The following is a 23,835-nucleotide window of genomic DNA, read 5'->3' as shown; positions in this document are numbered from 1 at the left end:
TCGCACAGGGGCATCCGTATGAGCTCGCAACGAGAGCAACATGGCGGACGGATTGACGATGGCAGCGTCGCCTTTCACAAGATGGTCGCAACGCCGGCTGCCACGGGAATTCGGCCAGGCTGTCCTCGGTCGGATCGACTTGACGCGGACGCGGATCTGCATCCCTGCGCGGGCCAAGCCGCTAAGCGGTCTCAGCTAATCCGCCTGAGTCATGCTTTCACAGACGCTTGACCTCGATGCCGTATTTCCTCAGCACGTAGCCAATCTGGCGCGGGGTCAGTCCAAGCAGGCGCGCCGCCTTTGCCTGCACCCAGCCACATCTTTCCATGGCAGCAATGACGCGCTCGGCGTCGGTGGTCCTCGCGCCCAATGAGTGGGTTGCTCCGGCAGGCGGGACTGTGGTGGCGGCCGAACGAGCGGCCGCATCCGGCGGCGTGGCCGGATTCACTGCCTCTGGGAGGATTGGCGCTGGTTGCAGCGCGGCCTTGCCCGATCTGCTCTTCCGCAGCGCCTCGGCAAAGCATTGGTCGTGGGAGCACGCAAAGTCGTTTCTCCCGATTGATCGTCCCTCCGCCAGGATCGCTGTCCGGTGCACGCAATTTTCAAGCTCGCGAATGTTGCCGGGAAATTCACATTTCATCAGTACTTCAATCGCACGCGCATCGAAGGTCAGCGTACGGCCGTTCTCATCGTTGAAATTCTTGAGAAACTCAGCTGCGAGGAGCGGAATATCGCTGCGCCTTTGGCGTAATGCCGGCACCAGCAAGGGAACCACGTTGATGCGATAATATAGGTCGGCGCGGAACTCATTCCTTGCAACCGCCTCTTCAAGGTTCCTGTTCGTGGCGGCAATCACGCGAACGTCGACCTTGATGGTCTGGTTGCTGCCGACGCGCTCAAACTCCTGCTCCTGCAGCACGCGCAGTAGCTTTGCCTGGAAGGAGGCCGAGATCTCGCCGATCTCATCCAGAAACAACGTCCCCTTGTCGGCGAGCTCAAAGCGACCCTTGCGGGAATTGAACGCGCTTGTGAAGGCACCCTTCTCATGACCGAACAATTCGGATTCCAGGACTGTCTCTGGCAGCGCTGCACAATTGAGTTTGATGAAGGGCCGCTTGGCGCGCGGCGACAACTCGTGAATTGCCTTGGCGACCAGCTCCTTCCCGGTACCGGATTCGCCTCGCAACAGAACCGTGGTCTTTGCCTTAGCTACCACTGCGATCTTCTCGAGCAGCGCGCTTAGCGCCGGACTATCGCCAATCATCCCCTTGACGTGAACCTTCTTGCGCTGCGGTGCAGGGTGCTTGACATCAGAGAATTGCGTTTGCAGCCGATCTTCCACCTCTGTCGGTCGTTCGCGGTCGCCCGCGGAGAAGCGGTGCAACTTGACTGTCTGTCCCACCATGTTGGCGATCATGGTGAGCAGCCGGACATCATAATCGAGCCGATACGTTGACCTGCTGTCCAAGGCGCGGTCGATAGTCAGCGTGCCTACGGCGTTCCCATCAACACGAATGGGAACGCCGATGAAGGACACGGGGTCGGAGGCCCCAAGCACCTCTATGTCAGCGGCAGTGAAGGCCGAATGCACCGCTATGTTCTCGGCGACGAGCGGCGTGTCCGTCGTCACAATCCGATCGATTGCCTTGCGCGGCAGACGCATCCGGGAGCGCTCATCGCTGTTCTCGTCGCAGCCGGTGACTACGGTGATGTCCAGTATGCCCTCAGCGTCGAAGAGAGCGATGATGCCGTGCCGCATCTGCACAAACGAGGGCAGGAGATCGACGACCTTGGCCAACGTGACTTCGAGCCGGGCGGGGTCGGTGAGTACTTTCGATATTTCGAAGATGCCGGTAAGCGCGTGCTCGTGCGATGGCACAAAAGGGACCGCGGTGTTCGTCTCGGACTTTGGGTAAGCCCTTTTCGCATCCGGAAGCGAAATGCGGCACTCGCTGGCATTTTGTTCTGATTTGGGAATGTTGTGGTGCATATGATCCTCGATCTCGCGCCATGAAATGCATGCCGGCGGCATGTGCGCCCGCGACGTCGCGGGCAAGCGCGAAAATGCTCTGACGTGAACTCGTGCCACCGCCGTGTGGTCGAGTGCAAAGCGGGTCGACCCCTGACGCATCGCTTGGCTCTCCCTCCACGAAGCTTGGCCACGTTCTCGGCTTGCACGGGGGCAACCACACGTTGATTTTCAAAAGACTGGAGCGAGGCGGGATAGTCAATCGAGCTTTCTTTCATTCGTGAAAGGAAACCTCGCGGCCTATGATAGAATTCATCAGTTCTAATTTTTGTCGGCGATGTTGAACGACAGAAATACGGCGCCGGCGATGCGGTGCCCGAGCGGCTGACCGCGCCGAGTTGCCGGGCCGTGCCAGTCACCAGCGCCTGCGAACCAGGGGCGGGAGCGATAATCACTGCCGACGACACTGGTCGGTCGCGGCAACCGCCATTTCCTCGATATTGATGACACAGATAAGGCGGCGGCGTCGCGTGTGAAGGCGCGAAGGTGGCGGTCGAGCGCGGCTTTCTCGGCGGTGCTCGGAACTTCTGAACCGCATCGTCGCGGTCAGCACCAGCGGCGTCAATCCCTACGTCTCGACGTCGCTTTCAAGCTGTCGCTGCAGCGGCAGCGCGGCAAAGAACACGGCAATTCTCCGCTCTGGTGCCAGCGATGCGGCCCTTCCCAAAGTCGGCAAACCGAGGAGCCCACCACGATGTGCAGCAAAACCGCAAGCCAGAGAGATCGACCGGCAATCTGCCGGAGAACATCAAGCGCGTGCTGGACGGCGGCCTTGTCATTCCCGTCTTGTGCCACCGCATTCATCCCATCATTGGCGAGCCCAACGTCAGTTCAGGTCATGCGGATCCATTTGGCATGGGTATTGCGGCGGCGTTGGTGCAGCGTTCGACCGGAGCGCCGCGATAGGGAGAAGCCCGGGAGAAGTCACGCCACCTCGATCCGGTCAGGGAGAGAGAAACAGTGTCAGCTGCACAAGTCCGCGGCGCGAGTCCCGCGCCCCGCAAACCCTTCTATGCCAAGCTTTACGCGCAGGTGCTTGCCGCCATCGCCCTCGGCGTCGCAATTGGCTATTTCTATCCGGGAACCGGCGAGAGCCTGAAGCCGCTGGGTGATGCCTTCATCAAGCTGGTCAAGATGATCATCGCGCCTGTCATCTTCCTGACAATTGCGACCGGCATTGCCGGCATGAACGATCTTCACAAGGTCGGCCGGGTCGCCGGCAAGGCAATGGTCTATTTCCTCACCTTCTCGACGCTCGCGCTGATCGTCGGCCTGATCGTCGCCAATGTCGTCCAGCCTGGCGCCGGCCTCAACATCGATCCGGCCTCGCTCGATGTCCAGGCCGTGAATACCTATGCCGCAAAGGCCCACGAGCAGTCGGTCACCGGCTTCCTGATGAACATCATCCCGCCAACGATAGTCGGCGCCTTCGCGGAAGGCGACATCCTGCAGGTGCTGTTCTTCTCGGTTCTGTTCGGCATGGCGCTCGCGATGGCCGGAGAGACGGGCAAGCCTGTCGTTTCCTTCCTTCAGGCGCTCATCGCGCCTGTCTTCAAGCTCGTCGGCATTCTGATGAAAGCCGCGCCGATCGGCGCTTTCGGCGCAATGGCCTTCACCATCGGCAGATATGGCATCGGTTCGGTCGTCAACCTCGCGATGCTGGTCGCGACGTTCTATTTCACCGCCTTCCTCTTCGTGTTCGGGGTTCTCGGCGCGGTCTGCCGCTACAACGGCTTTTCGATCTGTTCTCTCATTCGCTACATCAAGGAAGAGCTGCTGCTTGTCCTCGCAACGTCCTCCTCGGAGGCCGCGCTCCCCTCGCTCATGCAGAAGATGGAGAAGGCGGGCGCCAGGCGTTCGGTTGTGGGTCTCGTCATCCCGGCCGGATATTCGTTCAATCTGGACGGCACGAATATCTACATGACCCTGGCGGCCCTCTTCATCGCGCAGGCGACGAACACGGATCTGTCAATCGGCGATCAGGTGCTGCTGCTGCTTGTTGCGATGCTTTCCTCCAAGGGCGCTGCAGGTGTAACAGGTGCGGGCTTCATCACCCTGGCTGCTACGCTCGCCGTAGTTCCGAGTGTTCCCGTTGCTGGGATGGCACTGATACTCGGCATCGACCGCTTCATGTCCGAATGCCGGGCGCTGACGAATTGCGTCGGCAACGCAGTGGCATCCCTCGTCGTTGCCCGCTGGGAAGGAGAATTGGACCGAGCGCAGATGAAAGCCGCCTTCTCCGGTCATCAGCTTGCCGAGGCATCAAACCGGCTATCCTCCGCCGAGTAAGGGCGACGCACCGCGACCGGTTTCGCCAAGCTGGTCACATGACCTGAACGATCGACTCGCAGGCTCTAAACGGCGCCTCACGGACCATGTATCAGAAGCGCTAAATGTGTGAGTGCAAATCGTCGCCGCCCTAAGCGAATGAACCTTCCGTTATACCCGGCCGGTCTACGTCTGGAGTAGTCCAATACGCTGTCGATCATTCAGTATGCGGGCGTCTTCACTTTGCCCACCCGAAACCATTGTCGAATCGCGCTAGGTGACAGAGAGCCAGCCTGCGTCAAAAACCAATCAGAATAGGACCCATGACCAAGCGCCCCACAATTGCCGATCTCGCCCGCGAAGCCCGAGTCAGCGTAGCAACGGTCGATCGGGTTCTGAACGCCCGCCATCCGGTGCGCGAGGAGACCGCGCGGCGGGTCCACGACGCCGCCCACGCGATCGGCTATCATGCTGCCGGGCTCATCAAGCAGCGCTTGCGGCGAGACCTACCGTGCTACCGTCTGGGCTTCATCTTGAGAAAACCGGCCCAGCATTTTTACCAAGACTTTGCGCGCGAGGTCGAAGCGTCGGTCAATTTGGCCCAGTCCTTCCACGGCATTCCGCTCATCCAATTCGCCCCGTCACATATGCCGAGCGACCTAATCGCACCGCTCAAGGATTTGGGCGCACGCTGCCATGCGATCGCGATGGTGGCACCGGACCACCCAAAAATTACAGCAGCGGTTGAGGACCTCAAGGCCAAAGGCATTCCGGTTTTCTCGCTGCTTTCCGACTTCGCCGCCGGCGTGCGACAGGGCTATATCGGCCTCAACAACCGCAAGGTGGGGCGCACGGCCGCTTGGATGGTGTCCAAGGTCGCAAAACGGCCCGGCAAGGTGGCGGTGTTTGTCGGTAGCCATCGTTTCCAGGGGCACGAGCTCCGTGACGTCGGCTTTCGCTCCTATTGCCGTGAGAACGCGCCGACGTTCGAGGTGCTCGATCCGCTTGTGAACCTGGAGAAACGGCAGGTCACCTACGAGGCAACGCTTGATCTCATGCAGCGGGAACCCGAGCTCGTCGGCTTCTATGTCGCCGGGGGCGGCATGGAGGGCGCCATCTCCGCGGTCCGGGAAGAGGGTAAAAGTCGCGATCTCGTCGCGATCGTGAATGAAATCACGCCGGAATCTCGGGCGGCACTCGCTGATAACATCATCACGATGGCGGTCGCCACGCCAATGCGCCGGCTTTCCCAGGAGCTGATAACGCTGATGACGCGGGCTATCGAGACCGGCACTGCTGAAACACCAGGACAGACATTTCTGCCGTTCGATATTCATCTGCCGGAAAATATATGAAACTGATGGCTTCTATCGTAAGCGGGGAAGTTTCCTTTCATAAATGAGAGAAAGTTGATTGATGATCCTATCCACGCGGGGTAGCCGCACCCCACAGGCCTCAGCCGCGGCCCAGGATGAAGCGCCAATTGGTGAACGGATCGGCCACGCGTTCAGGCGGAAGCGCGAGGTCGCGACCGGCTTCATTGCCAACATCTCGACGTTGTCGGTCCAGGGCGGTGTCGTCAAGGATGCCTCACGCCAGTAGCCGAGCGAGGCCGGCACAGTCCATTGGGAGACCTCGTCGACCGGCATCTCCTCGCCTGGCCGCGCGTGAAAAGCCGCGGCAAGGCCGGCAAAGTTGGCATTTGAGTGGGGCTAGACATCTTCTGGGACTTCGCACGCGAAATCGGAGGCGGCAGTCAACTCAGCACCAACCCGGGCATGTGTTCTGCTCGTTCCTGGCCCTCGTACTCAGCAAGGAACTGCGCCGCTCTGCCGAGCCAAAGGCCTGACGCCCGAATGGCAACCGCTCCTACGCGATCGCGACCGCCTCCAGGAAGCCCGAGACGCTCAATAGCTTTCAAGCAAAGGCGCCAGGCGAGATGCCTCCTGCAACATCATTTCCCGCATCCACAGGCTTGCCGGATCAGTATTGTGAAGCGCGGGCCATTGGACGGCCTCCGTGAATGCGGGATGAGGAAGTGGCGGCGGAAGTTCGACGATCCGCAGGGGTGTTGTTTTTGCGAAATGCTGCGCCAGCCGTAAGGGCATGGTCCCGATGCGGTTGGTGCCTGATAGGACGGGCGCGATCAGGCTAAAGCCCTGTACGACGACCTCGATACGTCTCTCGAAACCGTGCTCGAGCAAATACCACTCCTCCATGGTGGGCTGCCGGGTGTGCCTGAATTTGAGCACGACATGCCCCATCGACAAGTATCGCTCGAATGTAAGTGGCTCTGACAGCTGCTTGTTCGTGCCGCAGCCTACGCATACGAGCATATCTTCGAACAGGGCTGCGCGAGGATGTTTCGACATGAACACTTCCGGCATAATCAGAAAATCAACGTCGCCGCGCCGGAGAAGCTCCTCGGGGTCGTCGCAAATAGGCAGACATTCGAAGCGGACGGCGGGAGCTTCCCGCGCAGTACGCTCTACGATCCTCTTAAAAAGCACGAGCGTGAGGTAATCGGAAAGCATGATTCGGAAGAGACGATCCGATTGGGCTGGGTTAAAGGCGTCGGAGGAAATAATCGATAGCTGTATGTGCAGCAATGCGTCCCGGACTGCTGGGGCAAGCCCCTCCGCGCGCGGTGTCAAAATGAGCTCGCGGCCGTTCATCGTAAATAGCTCATTGCTGAAGTAGGCGCGTAACCGAGCGACGGCGGCGCTCATGGCCGGCTGGCTCAGGTTAATACTGTTGGCCGCGGCAGTGACTTTACGCTCCCTGATCAGAGCGTCCAGCACAACGAGGAGATTCAGATCCAGCCCCTTAAACCGCATATCCTGATCTATCCAGCGTGTGGATGGGCATCATCTAAACAATCAATTTTACGAATTTACGAACCATGCATTAGAGGAACGTAAATGACCGACGTCAAGCTCAAATCGACGGCGCCGCGACGGGCGGGAACATCGAGAGAGCTCATTGGCGAGCCCCACCGGCTGGCTCACCTTCGCTAACGACAACGGTTGAGTGCAGCCAACAACGCCGCCGCTTTGGCCGGGTAATGCGGCCCGCAAGAAACTATTTTGAAGAGAGGTCCTGAATGCGCCCTCAGGTGCAGTGGAAATTGTGCTGGGAAAACGAGTTGCAGCTCTCGGACCACGTCGAGCTCGCCCAGTTCTTTCGTAATACCTACGGGCCGACTGGGGCGTCCAACGCAGAACCGTTCGAAGGTAGTCGAAGCTGGGCCGGCGCCAGGCCTGAACTCCGCGCAATCGCGTATGATTCGAACGGTGTAGCGGCTCACATGGGCATACTGCGCCGTTTCATCAAGGTTGACGCGGTCGATCTGTTGGTGGCTGAGCTGGGCCTGTACGGGGTACGTCCGGATCTTGAGAGTCTCGGAATCGCCCATTCAATCCATGTCGTGCTTCCAATACTGCAGGAGCTTGGCGTTCCATTCGCTTTCGGAACCGTCCGGCACGCGCTGCGGAATCATGTTGAGAGGTTCGGGCGGCGATACAGCCCTTTGGCCGTCTTGTCGGGAATTCGCGTGCGCTCCACCCGACCAGAGGCGCGCCTCGACCTGCCGCCCACACGCATTGATGACGCACTCACCATTGTTCTGCCAGTTGGACGGCCGATCAGCGAATGGCCCACGGGCACGATGATCGATCGGAACGGACCAGAGCTATGAGCCGTCCCGATTGCTTGTACGAAGTGCGCCGTGAGTGCTCTGACGGCACCGGCCGTCGCAGCGTTTATCTGACGTTTGACGACGGTCCCAATCCACTTTTCACACCGGAGATTCTGGATGTGCTGGCAGAGCAGCGGGTGCCGGCCACTTTCTTCGTCATCGGCGCCTACGCCTTAGAGCACCCGGATCTAATCCAACGAATGTTTGCAGAAGGGCACGAGCTAGGCAACCACACGATGACTCATCCGGATCTGTACAAATGCGGCTTCGGCGAAGTGCAACGTGAGATCTTTGAAGCGAACGGCGCCATCATGAGGGCGTGCCCTCAGGCCTCGGTGCGCTATATTCGCGCGCCCTACGGGGCCTGGAGCGAAGAAGTCTTCACAGCGTCACAGATCGCCGGGCTGACGGCCCTCCATTGGTCCGTCGACCCTCGAGATTGGTCTCGCCCTGGGGTCGACGCGATTATCGATACCGTGCTCGCCTCTGTCCGGCCGGGCGCAATCGTACTCTTGCACGACGGATGCCCTCCCGGCGAGTTGAGCCAGGGCGCTCACGCCGGTCTGCGCGACCAGACGGTCACGGCGCTGTCCCGGCTGATTCCAGCACTTCATGAGCGCGGATTTGTAATCCGCTCACTTCCTCAACATCACTGAACAAACGAGATCCCATGACTCTTCTTGGTACAACCAGCACTGTGGCCATTTCGCTTTATGCACTGCTCTCGACTGCTTATAAGAGCATGCAGGGGATTTATGCTCTGCCGACAAACGACTCATCGGCGTTGGAGGATCTCGTCGGCTCCGATCAACTGCCCAGCGTGGATGTCATCGTCCCCTGCTTCAACGAGGATCCGCGCACGCTTTCAGAGTGCCTGGCGTCCATTGCAGACCAAGAATACGCCGGAAGACTTCGGGTCTATGTGGTTGATGACGGTTCTGGAAATCGCGAAGCCGTACGAACTGTCCACGAAACCTACGCGCGCGACCCTAGGTTCGACATCATTTTGCTTCCCGAGAATGTTGGAAAGCGCAAGGCGCAGATCGCCGCGATACGCCGCTCATCCGGGGATTTGGTGCTTAACGTTGATTCAGACACGATACTCGCGTCCGACGTCATCACCAAGCTTGTACCGAAGATGCGAGATCCAGCGGTCGGCGCAGTCATGGGTCAGTTGATTGCCAGTAACCGGAGCGAGAGCTGGCTGACAAGGCTGATAGACATGGAGTACTGGCTGGCTTGCAACGAGGAGCGCGCGGCACAGGCTCGCTTCGGTGCCGTTATGTGCTGTTGCGGCCCATGTGCCATGTACCGCCGGTCTGCGCTCCTTTTGTTACTGGACCAGTACGAGTCGCAATTTTTTCGGGGCAAGCCAAGCGACTTCGGGGAGGATCGCCATCTCACTATCCTCATGCTGAAAGCAGGCTTTCGAACCGAGTACGTTCCGGGCGCCATCGCGGCCACAGTCGTTCCGAACAGACTCGGACCGTATCTGCGCCAACAACTCCGTTGGGCACGAAGCACATTCCGGGACACGCTGCTTGGGCTGCGCTTGCTGCCCGGCCTCAATAGCTATCTCACGTTGGACGTGGTCGGACAGAATCTCGGGCCGCTACTCCTCGCCCTATCGGTACTAACGGGCCTCGCACATTTCGCACTGACAGGCACTGTGCCTTGGTGGACAGGACTGATGATTGTGTCCATGACCATGGTCCGATGCAGCGTGGTAGCATTTCGTGCTCGACAGTTTCGATTTCTGGGCTTTTCCCTGCACACGTTCATCAACATCTTTCTCTTACTTCCCTTGAAGGCCTACGCGCTGTGTACATTGAGCAATAGCGATTGGCTGTCGCGAAGCTCTGCTGTCGCTACATCGAACACTGGGGGAAAACAGGCCCCCACCCAAACTCCGATCACTGGATCAAGCAGGGCAGAATTCTCACCGCATGCGGCTCCGCTTCGCAGGCTCAATCTTGCGCGGATTCTTCGGGATTAGCGCTGTCGAGCAACATCTGCGGCGACGAGTGATCGCTAATTACCTAGGTAGACGAGAGGTGGACGAGTTTGACCCAGAACATGAATCATCAGTTGCTCGATCGGGAATTGGCCGCAGACGATCCGTGGCGCCTCGACGGCAATCCGTTCGAGCGGGAGCGCCACACGGAAATGCTCCAGCTGGCGCTTGCCCAAGGCTCCATTACAAATGCCCTCGAAGTCGGGTGCGCTGCCGGCGCATTCACGGAAAAACTAGCCCCCTACTGCCAAGGGCTCACCGTCATCGATGTCGTGGCGCAAGCGATTGCTCGAGCACGTCAACGGATAAAGGAGCCGTCGCGCATCAACTGGATAGTCTCCGATGTTCAACAGTTTTCGACCGACGAGTTGTTTGACCTGATCGTTGTGGCGGAGGTCCTATACTACCTCGAAGACATAGCCGAGATGCGCGCGGCCGTCAAAAACCTGGTGCGGGTGCTTGCGCCAGGCGGGCATCTGATCTTCGGATCGGCAAGGGATGCTAATTGCCGTCGCTGGGGTCACGCCGCTGGTGCTGAGCCGGTCATCGCCATGCTGAACGAAACGTTGATCGAGGTAGAGCGTCTTGAGTGTCGGGGCGAGTCGGTCAACGAAGACTGCTTGCTCGTCCGTTTCCGGAACCCGCTTTCCGCTTCCTGATGAATCGAATCTATCGCCGTTAACGTGGAGACACTATGCGCATCTGTGGTACCAAGCTGACCCATGATGGGGCGATCGCCCTTGTCGAGGATGGACGGCTCGTCTTCTGCGTTGAGCAGGAAAAGCGGCACAACAATCCGCGTTATCAAACCATCGACAATCTCGACGTAATTGTCGCCGCTTTGGCGGAACAGGGGCTAAATCCTTGTGATGTCGATCAGTTCGTTATCGACGGCTGGGATGGCGAAGACGAGTCACAGTTTCAGGTCCGGCAGGCAACCAAGCAACCGCCAGTCTTGGCGTCCCTCTCGGTAAAATGAACCCATGTCCATGGTAGCGATCGATCTTACTGACGTAAGCAAAACTTATGACAAGCTCGTTGTCGACAGACTGTCGTTCCGCGTTGCGGCGGGGGAATGCTTCGGGCTCTTGGGACCGAACGGTGCGGGCAAAAGCACGATTGCGCGTATGGTCCTCGGCATGACATCGCCTGATGCGGGGAAGATTACTGTGCTCGGCGCTCCAGTGCCGGCGCGCGCGCGTTTGGCACGTATGCGCATCGGCGTGGTCCCGCAGTTCGACAATCTTGATACCGCGTTTACTGTACGCGAGAACCTGTTGGTGTTCGGGCGCTACTTCCGGATGAGCAGACGCCAGATCGAAGCGGTCATACCGTCGCTGCTTGAGTTCGCCCGCCTCGAGAACAAAGCGGATGCGCGCGTCGCCGAACTGTCCGGCGGCATGAAGCGGCGCCTGACGCTCGCGCGTGCGCTGATCAATGACCCGCACTTGCTGGTGATGGACGAGCCGACCACCGGCCTCGATCCGCAGGCCCGCCACCTGATCTGGGAACGGCTGCGATCGCTGCTGGCGCGGGGCAAGACTATTCTTTTGACTACCCATTTCATGGAAGAGGCCGAGCGGCTGTGCGATCGGCTGTGCGTTATGGAGGAGGGGCGCAAGATCGCCGAAGGCCGCCCGTCCGCACTCATTGACGAGCAGATCGGCTGTGACGTGGTCGAGGTCTACGGCGGCAATCCGCATGAACTGGGTGCGCTGATCCGGCCGTACGCACAGCGCATCGAGGTGAGCGGTGAGACGCTTTTTTGCTATGCACCCGATCCGGAGCAGGTGCTGGTGCAGCTACGCGGGCGCGCGGGTCTGCGCCTTCTGCAGCGTCCCCCCAATCTCGAGGATGTGTTCTTGCGGCTAACCGGGCGCGAGATGGAGGACTGAACAATGGGCGAACGTTATGCGGCGGCCATGCCCGCCAATGCGTGGAATTGGGTCGCGGTTTGGCGCCGCAACTATCTTGGATGGAAGAAAATCGGGCTTGCATCGGTTCTCGGCAACCTCGCCGATCCGATGATCTATCTGTTCGGTCTCGGCTTTGGCATCGGAACAATGATAGGTCCTGTTGAGGGCACTTCGTACATTGCGTTTCTCGCGGCTGGCATGGTTGCCACAAGCGCGATGGCATCGGCGACTGCTGAAACGGTTTACGGGAGTTTCGGCCGCATGGACAACCAGCGCACCTGGGAAGGAATGCTATGCACTCAGCTGACGCTCGGCGATATCTTACTCGGCGAATTGGCGTGGGCAGCCACCAAGGCCCTGATGGCGGGCACAGCAATCACTATTGTTGCCACCACGCTCGGCTACACATCGTGGCCATCCATCCTCTGCTTGCTGCCAGTCATCGCTCTCAGTGGCCTCGCCTTCGCGAGTCTAGCGATGGTCGTCACGGCGCTTGCGCCCAGTTATGAATATTTCATATTTTATAATACGCTTGTTATAACACCCATGCTGTTCCTTTGCGGCGCGATGTTTCCGGTCAACCAATTGCCCGGCGCTTTTCAGGACGTCGCCTCCTTGTTGCCGCTCGCACATGCAATTGACCTCATTCGTCCGGCGATGCTTGGCCGTCCGGCCGGCAGCATGGGCCTGCATATCGGCGCGCTTTGCATATACACGGTTTTGCCGTTCTTCCTATCGGTTGCTCTATTTCGTCGTCGGCTGATGCGTTGACGCTACTCACCATTCGTAAAATTGATTCTTTGGGCGATACCCATCCACGCGTCGGATAGGTCAATACATGCGTTTTAAGGGACTCGATCTAAATCTCCTGGTTGTGCTGGACGCTTTGATCAGGGAGCGTAAAGTCACCGCCGCGGCCCGCAGTATTAACCTGAGTCAGCCGGCCATGAGCGCCGCCGTCGGTCGGTTACGCGCCTATTTCAGCGATGAGCTATTTACGATGAACGGCCGCGAACTCATTTTGACACCGCGCGCGGAGGGGCTCGCCACAGCAGTCCGGGAGGCATTGCTGCACATCCAGCTGTCGATTATTTCCTGGGACGCCTTTAACCCGGCCCGATCGGATCGTCGCTTCCGCATCATCCTTTCCGATTACCTCACGCTCGTATTTTTTAAGAAGATCGTAAAGCGTGCTGCGCGGGAAGCTCCCGCCGTCCGCTTCGAATGTCTGCTTATTTCCGACGACCCCGAGGAGCTTCTCCGGCGCGGCGACGTTGATTTTCTGATTATGCCCGAAGTGTTCATGTCGAAACATCCTCGCGCAGCCCTGTTCGAAGATATGCTCGTATGCGTAGGCTGCGGCACGAACAAGCAGCTGTCAGAGCCACTTACATTCGACCGATACTTGTCGATGGGGCAGGTTGTGCTTAAATTCGGGGACACCCGGCAGCCCTCCATCGAGGAATGGTATTTGCTCGAGAACGGTTTCGAGAGACGTATCGAGGTCGTCGTACAGGGCTTTAGCATGATCCCGCCCCTTCTATCAGGCACCAACCGCATTGGGACAATGCCCTTACGGCTGGCGCAGCATTTCGCAAAATTAACACCCCTGCGGATTGTCGAACTTCCGCCGCCACTTCCTGCCGCATTCACGGAGGCCGTCCAATGGCCTGCGCTTCACAATAATGATCCGGCAAGCCTATGGATGCGGGAAATGATGTTGCAGGAGGCATCTCGTATGATTACCCCGCCTAAGAGCACCGGACGTCTCAGTTGTCGGCCGACGACCCCTCCGTTATGAGAGGAGGCATGGATGGCGATTGGGATTGGGCGATTCCTGCATTGTCGAGAACGATGCAGGGAGAGCAGATCCTTCAGCCTGAAGAGGTGGCAGCGATGCTGCCGCTGCATGAGCTTGGCTGGGGAACCGACGGGCGAACGAATTCGGGTGCGCTCGCAACACGGTGCCTCGGTATCTAAGCGAGGGCGGGACTGTTCCGTTTCGCAAGCCTGTGCGGCCGACCGCGTTTGACGGACTGGACGATTGGCTGCGGGAGCGCTTCTTCCCCCATGGCTCGGGCTGGATGACGATCTCGACCCGCTCCAGATGCGCCGGGAACGCCTTGCGCGGTCGCGCAGCACGTCGCGGCTCGCGTGTCGGTCTTGCGGCCTCGAGCTCGGACTCAATCGCGCCGAGCCCGGTCTGGATTTCGAAGGCGAAGGCCTGCTAGGCACGTTCGAGCTTCTCGGAGCTGCGACCGAAGCGGCGCGCTCCAGCTGCTTGACGATCCCATGAAGGTCGGCGATCCTCACCTGGGCACGCTCGTTGAGTGTCGCCATCCGGACGATCTCGGCCTTGAGTGTTTCGCTCCGGAGTTGTTGCAGTTCGGCCTTCTCCGCCGCCATGGCGACGAACATCGCCTTGAGCGTATCGATTTCGTGGGGACGGGCCGAAGCGCTTCTCATCATGACGCCGACAGAAGCTTATTGTGCACGGCCTGAAGCCCGCCTTTTGCGCCTGAGTCACTTCGCCACCGCCTTCCGGCCGGACGCCGTCGCCGTTCGGCTCGAACGCGTGTCCAGTCCATGCCTTCGACGAGCGCCATCAGTTTCGGCGCGGCAAGCCGATCACGCCGTTCTCCGCCAGCGGAACTTGTCCTCGTCCAGCGCTCACGGTGCGGGTATGCCGGCGTCGAGCAAACAGAGAGAAGTTTGGGGCCCAACCAGGACGGCCCCGTTACGAAGTTCGTCCTAGTCCCGGTTTGAGTGCCGAATCTTCATCGATTGCTTGGGCGACCAGCGTCCCCGCCGCCAGCGAGCCCGCAACTGCTCAGCAGAAGGGCGAAGTGAACGTGAATGCATCCATTTCGTAAATGTGTGTCTATCCAAGCAATCGATTTCTCTAATTATCCGATGAGCAATATGAACGCGTCAGGCAGGGTGCATCATTAGGAGTATTTTCGATGGCAAAGATTATCGAGGGTGGCCCGGGTGCCGAAACACTCATCGGCACCGAGCTTGACGATTGGATGGAGGGTTTCCAGGGCGGTGACTGGATTGACGGTCGTGGCGGCAACGACGAGATCTCGGGTGGCCCGGACAGTGACCGACTCATCGGCGGCAAGGGTAACGACCGCATCTTCGGCGGAGATGGCTGGGACGATCTCTCCGGCGACAACGGCCGCTTCAACCCGCGCGTCTCCGGTGAGGACAATGACAGGCTCAGCGGCGGTCCCGGCCAGGATGTCCTCTACGTGGGTGACGGCCAGGACACGTTGACCGGGGGCACCGACAGTGACACGTTCGTGTTCCAGTTCCACAATCCGGTGCCTGGGGTTGTCGGGTCGAAGTCGGACATTACCACTATCACCGATTTCAACCCGGCGGAGGACAAGTTCGCCTTCGATGCGGTGGGCCTCTACAATGACGGTTTTGGCGCGAACTTCGTCAACAACGCCAGCATACAGTCCGGCTACCCGGTGAGCAGCTTCTACAGTGGTGCGGCCTCAGGTGCGAACGGCGAACACGTCGTGGTAATCACTGGCGAATCTTTCAACTCTGCTTCTGAAGCCGCGAGTGCGATCTCCGGCGAGCACGCCGGCGACATCATTGTCTACCAAAGCAGCTACACCGACAGAGTCGCAACTCTGGCCTATGTCACCGCCGACAACAACGCGCATGAATTCGTCCACCTGGGCGGTGTGGTCACCGTGGCCGACCTAGGCCTGACCGCGTCGGACTTCACCTTCGTTTGATCCAGAAAACCCATACGGAACAGCGCCCCGCCCCCCGGGGGCGGGCGCTTCCGTTTCCGCTACTTGCGATGGGCCGGGGCGCCCGGGAGCAGTCGCAGCGTGTACAGCTTGACGAAGCCCTGCACGTCGCGCTGGTCGTACACCGAAATCTCCCTGAACGCGTGGAGGCGGAAGCCTGTTCGGGCCCTTGCGGCCGGCCACGATGACGTTGCCCTTCCAAACCTTCAGCCGGACGGTGTTGTTGTTGACCCGCTCCATTAGATGCCAAGCCAAACATATTCGGCGGGAGCACTGATCCTGAATCAGCGAGTCGGTTGCCGCTCGGGGAGCAATATAGGGAGCTGGGTCGCCAGATCCTCACGGAGACCTACGTGAGTAACCATTCCTTGAAGGATTCAGCTTTGAGACCTTTCCCTCTGACTTCCGCTATTTGGGGAATTCTGTTGATCAGCGGCGTGGTCAACGTGCTTGCGCTGATCTCGCCGCTGTTCATGCTTCAGGTCTACGACCGCGTTCTGGCAAGTGGCAGCGTATCGACGCTAGTGGGGCTCGTCGTGCTTGCTGCAGGGCTTTATGCGTTCCAATGCCTGCTCGACGTTTTGCGCGCCCGCGTGCTGCTGCGGATTGGCGAGCGTTTCGATGAACAGTTTTCCGGACGCGTTCACGATGCGATCGTTCGCCTTCCGCTTTTAACGCGCATGCCGGGCGACGGCTTGCAGCCGCTTCGCGACCTCGACAATATTCGCGGATTCTTAGGTGGAAACGGTCCGACAGCGTTCTTCGATCTGCCATGGATGCTGCTTTATCTTGCCATTTGCTTCCTCCTTCATTTCTGGATCGGCATGACGGCACTTATCGGGGCGATCGGTCTCACATCTCTGACACTTCTTACCAACACTCTCTCGCAACGGCCGATACGCGATACCATTGACCACAACATGGTACGCAATGGTCTACTGGAAGCAGCGCGCCGCAATGCCGAGGTCGTGCAAGCTCTCGGTCTCGCAAAGCGGATCGCTGCCCGATGGCACAAGGCCAATGCCGAGTATCTGGCCGCCAACCGGAAAGCTGGGGACGTGGCAGGTGGGCTGGGTGGCATTGCAAAGTCGTTGCGCGTGCTGCTGCAATCGGCCATTCTTGCCGTCGGCGCGTACCTTGTCATCAGGCAGGAGGCTACGGCCGGGGTCATGATTGCCAGTTCGATCATGATGGGGCGTGCGCTGGCTCCGGTCGATCTGGCCATTTCAAGCTGGAAACCCTTCCTCATGGCGCGCCAGGGTTGGGCGCGGCTGGAGGACCTCCTGGGAAAGGTTCCTGAAACCGCTCCTGTTATGCCAATGCCTGCACCTGAACGCGAACTCCGCGTCGAAGGCGTGACAATCGTTCCGCCCGGCGAAAGGAAGCCGACCGTGACCGGCCTTGCGTTTGCCGTTCAGGCGGGAAGCGCACTCGGGATCATCGGTGCATCGGGTTCGGGCAAGTCGACACTCTCGCGCGCCATCGTCGGCGCATGGACGCCGGTCGCCGGAAAGGTTCGCATCGACAGCGCAAGCCTCGATCAATGGGACCCGGAAGCGCTAGGCCGTCATATCGGGTATTTGCCGCAAGGTGTTGAACTGTTCGACGGCACCATTGCCGAAAACATCGCTCGTTTTGAAGATAATCCTGACCCTGAGGCTATTGTCACCGCGGCGAAAGCAGCGGGCACGCACGAACTGATCCTCCGATTTGAGCACGGCTACGAAACTCCGATTGGTGAGGCCGGATCGGCACTTTCCGCCGGGCAGCGCCAGCGTATCGGTCTTGCCCGTGCTCTTTATCGAGACCCTTTCCTTGTTGTGCTGGATGAACCCAATGCCAATCTCGATGCGGAAGGTGAGGCTGCGGTCGTCAAGGCGATCGCCTCCGTGCGCGGGCGCAAGGGCATTGCGGTTGTCGTCGCCCATCGGCCGAGCGCCATCCGCGCCGTGGATTTTGTGTTGGTCATGGAAGGTGGACGGCAGCGAGCATTCGGTGCGCGTGATGAAGCGCTTTCCAAAGTCTTGAAGAGGGCAGCGATGGCACCAGGCGCTGGCGTCAAGGCCATCGAGTCTACACAGGATAACGTGGGAGAGCGCGCTGACATGGAGGATCCCGGTGGCCGGCATTCATCAGAATAATGACGTTTCCAGCTCCATTCGCCGGCACCTGGTGGCGGGCCTTCTGGCGAGCGTGATCTTTGTTGGAGGAGCCGGAGCCTGGGCGGCCTTCACGAATCTCTCCGGTGCGGTTGTCGCGTCCGGACACTTTGTCGTCGATTCCTATGTGAAGAAGGTGCAGCACCCGACCGGCGGGGTGGTGGGAGAAATCCTGGTGAGCGAAGGTGATAAAGTAAAAGCCGGCGACATCCTCATGCGGCTCGACGCCACCCAGACGCGCGCCACTCTCGCTGTAGTCACCAAGCGGCTCGATGAGCTGGCCGCCAACCTGGCACGACTCGAAGCTGAGCGTGACGATCTGGCGGAGATCGCCTTCCCGGACTGGCTGCTCGCCCGCAGAGATGTTCCGGACGTAGCTTCGGCAGTACATGGCGAGACGCGGCTGTTCGAATTCCGCAGACAATCCCGCGACGGAAGGCAGGCGCAGCTAGCGGAACGCATCACTCAATATGAGCACGAGATCGAGGGGCTCAAGGCGCAGGAAATCGCTTCTGAGAAAAGCACCGAGATTCTCCAAAAGGAAATTGCTGCCCTGAGTGGGCTGCGCGACCAAGGCATTGTCTCGGACCAACGCTTGAACAGCCTGAAGACGCAGGTTGCCACTTTCGGCGGCGAACGCGGTGAGAAGATTGCACATCAGGCACAGACGGCAGCCCGCATAGCCGAAACGCGCCTCCAGATCCTGCAGATCGATCCGGATTTCAAGACGGAAGTCGGCCAGGAGCTCAGAGAGGTTCAGGCGCAGGTTGGGGAGTATGTTGAGCGCAAGATGGCGGCTGAACAGGAACTGCGACGGATCGATATTGTCGCGCCGCAGTCAGGCGCCATTCAACAACTCGCAGTTCATACGGTCGGAGGAGTGATCACGCCCGCCGATCCGATTATGCTAATCGTGCCGGAAGGCGACGATCTTGCGCTTGAAGCACGAATCACCCCGAAGGACATCGACCAAATCCAGCTTGGTCACAAGGCCGTGCTGCGGATGTCAGCCTTCAATCTGAGGACCACGCCGGTATTGAACGGATATGTCAGCCGGATCGCAGCCGATCTGGCGACGGACGAAAAAAACGGCGTTTCGTATTACCTGGTGCGTCTGTCGGTTCCGCATGCGGAACTGACGAAGCTCAAGGACCTGACGCTCGTGCCCGGCATGCCGGCCGAAGCGATGATCCAGACGGGCGAGCGTACGGCGCTTTCTTATTTTGTGAAGCCGCTGTCGGACCAAATCAGTCGCGCATTCCATGAGGAATGAAAGTAATCCACAGAAATATTTTGTTTGTATTTTTGTTGGTTGTTACGCATGCATGAGAGTCATAACCGTCTGAAAACACAGCCATGCTTTCCTCAGTTGGATTCCGCCTCTGACTCAGATTCGTGGTTCCGCGGTCATTTTGCCCTTCCAAGTCGCCGACCATTCAGTTCTTGGCCTCGAGCGCATTAAGATACCCATCATCGTACACAAAGGCTGGAAAAGAGTCCGGTGTCTTGAGCGATCCTAGGTCTGGAGACCTAGGGTGAGCCTGCAAGCACAGGGCCAGGACATGATTGAGCGTCTGCAATATTCGGACAGGTACATAGGAAGACAGGCAGGCGTCAAAAACGCGCTTTCAACGCGCTAAACCGATGCTACGCACCCCGAGCGTCTTGCCGCCCTCGCTCCCGCCGGTAGGAATCAATCGCGAGCAGGCTGCGACGTTCATCGGCGTAAGCTCAACGACCTTTGATGAAATGGTCCAGGACGGCCGGATGCCGCAGCCACGAATGCCGAGCAAGGGGCGCATTGTTTGGGACGTCGAGGAACTTGTATTGGCTTTTCGAAAGCTCCCTCACCGCCAAATCGGAGGAGCACCAAAGCTTGACGAAGATTCGCCGCCACTAGACAATCCTTGGGATCGAAAACCACGAACATGACGGATGAGCCCGTGAAAATCGATCTTAAGGGCGTAGTGAAGGACACTGATCGCCACGGCAATGATCGGTACTATTTTCGCGCACCGGGTCGGAAGAAGGTCCGGCTCCGTGAACCGACCGGCAGCGACGAGTTCCTCGAGGAACTGCGCTGCGCACGCGCCGAGGTCTCTTATGTTCGGCCCGGCACTCTTCCCGAGATTTGCCGGCGCCTCCCCAAGCCTTCCGAGCCAGCGAAGAAAGGCACGTTAGTGTGGCTTTGCCAGGAGTATTACCGTCGGGGCGGCACGGAAATCACCCAAGACACTATGGCGCGCCGACGAGCAATTCTGGAGCGCGTATGCGAATTACCTCATCCCCTCGAAGGTGACCCGGATCCTCAGTATCCCACCAAGGGATCTCTGCCATTCGCCGGTATGAAACGGTCTCATGTTAAGGAGATCAGGGACACCAGGCTCGACGCCCTGGGCGCGGCAAACAATATCGTAAAAGCCATCAGCGCGATGTTTGAGTGGGCAAAGGACACAGAGATTCCGGGCGTCGACTCCAATCCCGCCCGCGGCATCAGACGGCTAAAGAGCGGCGACGGCTGGCACCCATGGGACGTGTCGGAGATCGTTCAATATGAGAAGCGGCATCCGCTGGGTACCGCAGCCAGACGTGCGCTCTCGATCTTCATGTTTACTGGCCTGCGGTTGTCCGACGTCGCGATCTTCGGTCGACAGCACATCACGCTCGTCTACAACGAGGAGACCGAGCAGTGGGAGAAGTGGATCAGAATTAAGCCTGGGAAGACCAGTCGTAACAAGGATGCGGTGTTGGTGGAGCTCCCGCTTCTGCCCGAACTAGAGGCGGAACTTGAGCACACGCCTTCCGACCAGATGACCTTCCTGGTCAATGAGTATGGTCGCCCGTTCTCGGAGAACGGTCTGGGCAACAAGATGCGCCAGTGGTGTGATCAAGCTGAGCTGCCGCACTGCAGTGCTCATGGAATTCGGAAGGCCGGCGCGACGATCGCCGCTGAGAACGGCGCGACGCACGAGCAGCTGAAGGCGATATATGGGTGGACTACGTACCAGCAGCCCGACCACTACATCAAGAAAGCGCGTCGCCGGAAGGTAGCGAGAGCGGCGAAATACCTGCTGGTTATCGATCGAAAAGAGAACAAAATTGTCCCACTTTCTGAGGGGGTTGAAAGAGGTGGGACAAAAATGGCCAAAAAATCCAATTAAATCAACGGCCACAAAAGCCAATGGTGGGCCCGGAGGGACTCGAACCCCCAACCAAGCGGTTATGAGCCGCCGGCTCTAACCATTGAGCTACAGGCCCCACGGCGCTGGATTAGTGTTTTTCCCTGAACCGCACAAGGCTTTCCGAGGGCTTTCCGAGCAGGCGTTCCAAGGGGGCTGGCAGGGATCGCCCAAATCAGCCCATATTGATAACCTATTGCACGTCGCCCATTGGACGCCGGCCAACACTCGGCTGTCTTGGGATCCCAGATCGAGGAGATTTCATGACCAGACGTATTTTGCCCCTGGCGATTGCCGCCGCAATCGCATTTCCGGCGATCGCGGCCGCCGCCGATTCGCCACCGCCGCCGCGTATCGTCGTCACCGGTGAAGGCGAGGCGGCGATAGCACCCGATCTGGCTCTGCTGACGCTCAGCGTCATGCGCGAAGCCAAGACGGCACGTGCAGCGCTCGATGCCAATAACGACGCCATGGCCGCGGTGATCGCTGCCATGAAATCGTCCGGCATCAAGGAGCGCGACCTGCAGACAGCGGGCATCCAGATCAATCCGCGCTATAACTACACCAACAAGCCCGACGGCAGCCAGGAGGCCGAGCTTGTCGCCTATCAGGTGACCAACACGCTTTCGGTGCGCGTCCGCGACATCGACAAGACCGGCGACATTCTCGACAAGGCGGTGTCGCTCGGCGTCAACCAGGGCGGCGGCATCTCCTTCTCCAACGACGATCCGGCGGCAGCCGTCACCGAGGCGCGCAAGAAGGCCGTCGCCAATGCCATGGCCAAGGCCAAGACGCTGGCCGAAGCGGCCGGCGTCGGCATCGGCCGGGTCCTGGAAATCACCGACCAGAATTTCGCACCACCGCCGATGCCGATCAACGCCAAGGCATTCGATGCCGCCGGCGCGTCGGTCCCGGTGCAAGCCGGCGAGAATTCCTATACCGCACAGGTGACGGTGACTTTCGAATTGAAATGATCATCGCTTGCAGCATGAAAAAACCCCGGAGGATCGATCCTCCGGGGTTTTTTGAGCCGCGCTTTCCGTCCTGGCGGAAAGGGCTCCGCTACTCTACCGGCTGCAAGTCAGCCGGCCGCAAGCCCGAAGACCTTAGCGATAGATGATCGGACAGCCGCGCTCGTTGGCGAATACGATTACGACGCGGTCGCCATACTGGCGGCCGGCGACCTTGACCGTGCGGCGGTTGATGTCGATGATGCGGGCGCGGTGCAGGCCCATGCGTTCGGCCTTGTCAATGGCACGCTCCGGCGAACAGGACCGGCGCCAGCCGCCATGACGGCGGTGTTCGCGATAGTAACCATCATCTTCGTCGCCGGTATAGACGCCGACGCGCGGATCCTGGTTGTTGCCGAAGCCGAGATAGATGCTGTCAGCATGAGCGGGGATGGCAGCAAGCGTGCCAAGGCCGACAAGTGCCGAAAGAGCAATCGTCTTGATGGTATTGAACATTGTCTTCTCTCCTTGTTTGAGGGTTTCCACCCGTTTTCGTCAAACCTATGCGAGGAGAATGCACCCGCCTGTCTGAATTTTTTGCGAACCGGCCATTCATCCCCCGTTCATGCGGCAAGAATGGGCCAGCCGTTAGTCTGTCCGTTTCTGGAACCGTTCTATGCAGGGCAGATGGGGAACGTACCCTTTTGCCATGGTTCCCGGTCTTCGTTACCGCAGGAAATCCTAAGGCTCGTCCGCGAGCATATGGTCGAAATAGTCGTCCGGCTCGGCAAGGTCGGTCTCGCTGGCGCTGACCCGGCCGCGCATCGAGATGCCGGCCTCGTGCACGGTCTCGTCGCTTCCCGACACCAGCCTGTGCCACCAATAGAGATCGCGGCCCTCGGCCACCAGCCGGTAAGCGCAGGTCTTGGGCAGCCAGCTGATGGTGCGCACGTTCTGCGGCGTCAGCCCGACGCAATCCGGAACACGCGCCAGCCGGTTGGCATAGTCGGAGCAGCGGCAGCTTCCAGCGTCGAACAGCCGGCAGCCGACGCTGGTCCAGTAGATCTCTCCGGTGTCCTCGTCTTCGAGTTTGGACAGGCAGCACTTGCCACAACCGTCGCAGAGTGATTCCCACTCGGCCGGGGTCATCGCCTCGAGCGTCTTGGTCTTCCAGAACGGCTTTTCCATCGTCGGCATGTGGCCCCCGGACGCTTCAAGGTCAAGCACGGCAACCGTGCACCCTCGTCCGAACGATACGCCGGGACCATACGCCGGAACATACGCCAGGACCATACGAATGACATGAAGTCGCCTTCAAAACGCCGGTCAATCGCCCTGTGCCACAGCTAGAACCTACAAACAGGAACCAAACATGGTTGCTGAAAGTTTGGGCATGGATGGGACGCCACAAGGAGTGTTTATGATGAAACGCCAACCACGGATTCTGGCAGGCACGGCGCTTGGCCTGTTGATGGCGTCCGCGCCGCTAGGCGCGTTCCCGCTGCAAGGCGACGCCGCATTCGGCCCCGTGCAACGTACCGCAGCGCCGCTCATCCCAGTGCAATCGAGTTGCGCCGAGGGCGAGTCGGCGGAGGCCTGCGCGCAAAGCCAGCAGGCAGAGCAGCCCAGAAAGAAGAAGCGCGACCAGCAGCAGCAAACGGAATCCGCTCCGGCCGAGCAGGCGGCTCCAGCCGAGTCCGAGCAACCCCGCAAGAAGCGGCGCAATCAGCAGCAGCAAACAGAATCCGCTCCGGCCGAGCAGATCGCTCCAGCCGAGTCCGAGCAACCCCGCAAGAAGCGGCGCAATCAGCAGCAGCAAACAGAATCCGCTCCGGCCGAGCAGATCGCTC

At 59.5% G+C, this 23,835-nt stretch carries 20 protein-coding genes, 1 tRNA gene and 3 pseudogenes; 19 read left to right on the top strand and 5 right to left on the bottom strand.

Features of this window, described 5'->3' with window-relative positions; all coding sequences use genetic code 11:
• Positions 1-217 precede the first annotated feature (217 nt).
• The gene (gene nifA / locus NKH41_RS19655; protein ID WP_352710407.1) at positions 218-1,990 is read right to left on the bottom strand and encodes a nif-specific transcriptional activator NifA; all 1,773 of its coding nucleotides are present in this window, start codon (positions 1,988-1,990) and stop codon (positions 218-220) included.
• A 735-nt stretch (positions 1,991-2,725) separates the two neighbouring features.
• Here nifA and NKH41_RS19650 point away from each other — a divergent pair.
• From NKH41_RS19650 to NKH41_RS19635, 4 genes are all read left to right on the top strand, one after another.
• Complete coding sequence (locus NKH41_RS19650; RefSeq protein ID WP_156937379.1) at positions 2,726-2,935, top strand: hypothetical protein; 210 nt, start codon at positions 2,726-2,728, stop codon at positions 2,933-2,935.
• A gap of 54 nt (positions 2,936-2,989) precedes the next feature.
• The gene (locus NKH41_RS19645; RefSeq protein ID WP_352591359.1) at positions 2,990-4,318 is read left to right on the top strand and encodes a dicarboxylate/amino acid:cation symporter; all 1,329 of its coding nucleotides are present in this window, start codon (positions 2,990-2,992) and stop codon (positions 4,316-4,318) included.
• Positions 4,319-4,620: 302 nt separating this feature from the next.
• Positions 4,621-5,652: a LacI family DNA-binding transcriptional regulator gene (locus NKH41_RS19640; protein WP_023678260.1), complete on the top strand. Its 1,032-nt coding sequence runs from the start codon at positions 4,621-4,623 to the stop codon at positions 5,650-5,652.
• Between the two features lie 61 nt (positions 5,653-5,713).
• Complete coding sequence (locus tag NKH41_RS19635; RefSeq protein ID WP_352753581.1) at positions 5,714-5,899, top strand: hypothetical protein; 186 nt, start codon at positions 5,714-5,716, stop codon at positions 5,897-5,899.
• A gap of 305 nt (positions 5,900-6,204) precedes the next feature.
• On the opposite strand, the gene NKH41_RS19630 is transcribed toward NKH41_RS19635, so the two are convergent.
• On the bottom strand, positions 6,205-7,134 hold the full coding sequence (locus NKH41_RS19630; RefSeq protein ID WP_352591353.1) for a LysR family transcriptional regulator: 930 nt from the start codon (positions 7,132-7,134) through the stop codon (positions 6,205-6,207).
• 266 nt (positions 7,135-7,400) lie between these two features.
• On the opposite strand from NKH41_RS19630, the gene NKH41_RS19625 reads away from it, so the two are divergent.
• From NKH41_RS19625 to NKH41_RS19565, 13 genes and pseudogenes are all read left to right on the top strand, one after another.
• Positions 7,401-7,994, top strand: coding sequence for a NodA family N-acyltransferase (locus NKH41_RS19625; protein WP_352483781.1), 594 nt, complete (start codon positions 7,401-7,403; stop codon positions 7,992-7,994).
• Positions 7,991-8,650: a chitooligosaccharide deacetylase NodB gene (gene nodB, locus NKH41_RS19620; RefSeq protein WP_352457035.1), complete on the top strand. Its 660-nt coding sequence runs from the start codon at positions 7,991-7,993 to the stop codon at positions 8,648-8,650. Before NKH41_RS19625 ends, nodB begins: the two co-directional genes overlap by 4 nt.
• Positions 8,651-8,664: 14 nt before the next feature.
• Positions 8,665-9,990 (top strand): chitooligosaccharide synthase NodC, encoded by a 1,326-nt coding sequence (nodC, locus tag NKH41_RS19615; protein ID WP_352933378.1) that lies wholly within the window; start codon positions 8,665-8,667, stop codon positions 9,988-9,990.
• Positions 9,991-10,070: 80 nt separating this feature from the next.
• Positions 10,071-10,667, top strand: a complete 597-nt coding sequence (nodS, locus tag NKH41_RS19610; RefSeq protein ID WP_352466712.1) for a nodulation methyltransferase NodS — start codon at positions 10,071-10,073, stop codon at positions 10,665-10,667.
• 35 nt (positions 10,668-10,702) lie between these two features.
• Positions 10,703-10,948: pseudogene (locus tag NKH41_RS19605) on the top strand (carbamoyltransferase N-terminal domain-containing protein); the annotation flags it as partial.
• A gap of 43 nt (positions 10,949-10,991) precedes the next feature.
• Positions 10,992-11,903 (top strand): nodulation factor ABC transporter ATP-binding protein NodI, encoded by a 912-nt coding sequence (gene nodI / locus NKH41_RS19600; RefSeq protein WP_023719311.1) that lies wholly within the window; start codon positions 10,992-10,994, stop codon positions 11,901-11,903.
• Between the two features lie 3 nt (positions 11,904-11,906).
• Entirely contained in the window at positions 11,907-12,695 is a 789-nt protein-coding gene (locus NKH41_RS19595; protein WP_352450738.1) for an ABC transporter permease, read from the top strand.
• A 67-nt stretch (positions 12,696-12,762) separates the two neighbouring features.
• The gene (locus NKH41_RS19590; protein WP_352450737.1) at positions 12,763-13,725 is read left to right on the top strand and encodes a LysR family transcriptional regulator; all 963 of its coding nucleotides are present in this window, start codon (positions 12,763-12,765) and stop codon (positions 13,723-13,725) included.
• Between the two features lie 8 nt (positions 13,726-13,733).
• A pseudogene (locus NKH41_RS19585) lies at positions 13,734-13,996 on the top strand (hypothetical protein); the annotation flags it as partial.
• 891 nt (positions 13,997-14,887) lie between these two features.
• Entirely contained in the window at positions 14,888-15,679 is a 792-nt protein-coding gene (locus tag NKH41_RS19580) for a calcium-binding protein (protein WP_352483785.1), read from the top strand.
• A 386-nt stretch (positions 15,680-16,065) separates the two neighbouring features.
• Positions 16,066-17,838, top strand: a complete 1,773-nt coding sequence (locus tag NKH41_RS19575; RefSeq protein ID WP_352822034.1) for a type I secretion system permease/ATPase — start codon at positions 16,066-16,068, stop codon at positions 17,836-17,838.
• A complete protein-coding gene (locus NKH41_RS19570) occupies positions 17,816-19,129 on the top strand; it encodes an HlyD family type I secretion periplasmic adaptor subunit (protein WP_023719317.1) in 1,314 nt (437 codons plus the stop codon). The genes NKH41_RS19575 and NKH41_RS19570 overlap by 23 nt, the downstream gene beginning before the upstream one ends.
• 670 nt (positions 19,130-19,799) lie before the next feature.
• Positions 19,800-21,017 carry a tyrosine-type recombinase/integrase gene (locus NKH41_RS19565; protein WP_245278594.1) on the top strand — a complete coding sequence of 406 codons (1,218 nt, stop codon included), beginning with the start codon at positions 19,800-19,802 and terminating at the stop codon, positions 21,015-21,017.
• 21 nt (positions 21,018-21,038) lie between these two features.
• Here NKH41_RS19565 and NKH41_RS19560 read toward each other — a convergent pair.
• Positions 21,039-21,114, bottom strand: a tRNA-Ile gene (locus NKH41_RS19560).
• 184 nt (positions 21,115-21,298) lie between these two features.
• Between NKH41_RS19560 and NKH41_RS19555 the strand changes: the two genes are divergently transcribed.
• The gene (locus NKH41_RS19555; protein ID WP_352472400.1) at positions 21,299-22,009 is read left to right on the top strand and encodes an SIMPL domain-containing protein; all 711 of its coding nucleotides are present in this window, start codon (positions 21,299-21,301) and stop codon (positions 22,007-22,009) included.
• Between the two features lie 132 nt (positions 22,010-22,141).
• Here the strand turns inward: NKH41_RS19555 and NKH41_RS19550 are convergent, their stop codons facing one another.
• Positions 22,142-22,501 (bottom strand): hypothetical protein, encoded by a 360-nt coding sequence (locus tag NKH41_RS19550; protein WP_352472399.1) that lies wholly within the window; start codon positions 22,499-22,501, stop codon positions 22,142-22,144.
• A gap of 225 nt (positions 22,502-22,726) precedes the next feature.
• The gene (locus NKH41_RS19545; protein ID WP_023678278.1) at positions 22,727-23,173 is read right to left on the bottom strand and encodes a YcgN family cysteine cluster protein; all 447 of its coding nucleotides are present in this window, start codon (positions 23,171-23,173) and stop codon (positions 22,727-22,729) included.
• A 235-nt stretch (positions 23,174-23,408) separates the two neighbouring features.
• On the opposite strand from NKH41_RS19545, the pseudogene NKH41_RS19540 reads away from it, so the two are divergent.
• A pseudogene (locus NKH41_RS19540) lies at positions 23,409-23,835 on the top strand (OmpA family protein); the annotation flags it as partial.

It is taken from the genome of Mesorhizobium sp. M1169, assembly GCF_040318345.1.
Classification (GTDB): domain Bacteria; phylum Pseudomonadota; class Alphaproteobacteria; order Rhizobiales; family Rhizobiaceae; genus Mesorhizobium.
The sequence above is the reverse complement of the archived record's forward strand: the minus strand, read 5'-3'. Positions and strand labels throughout refer to the sequence as shown.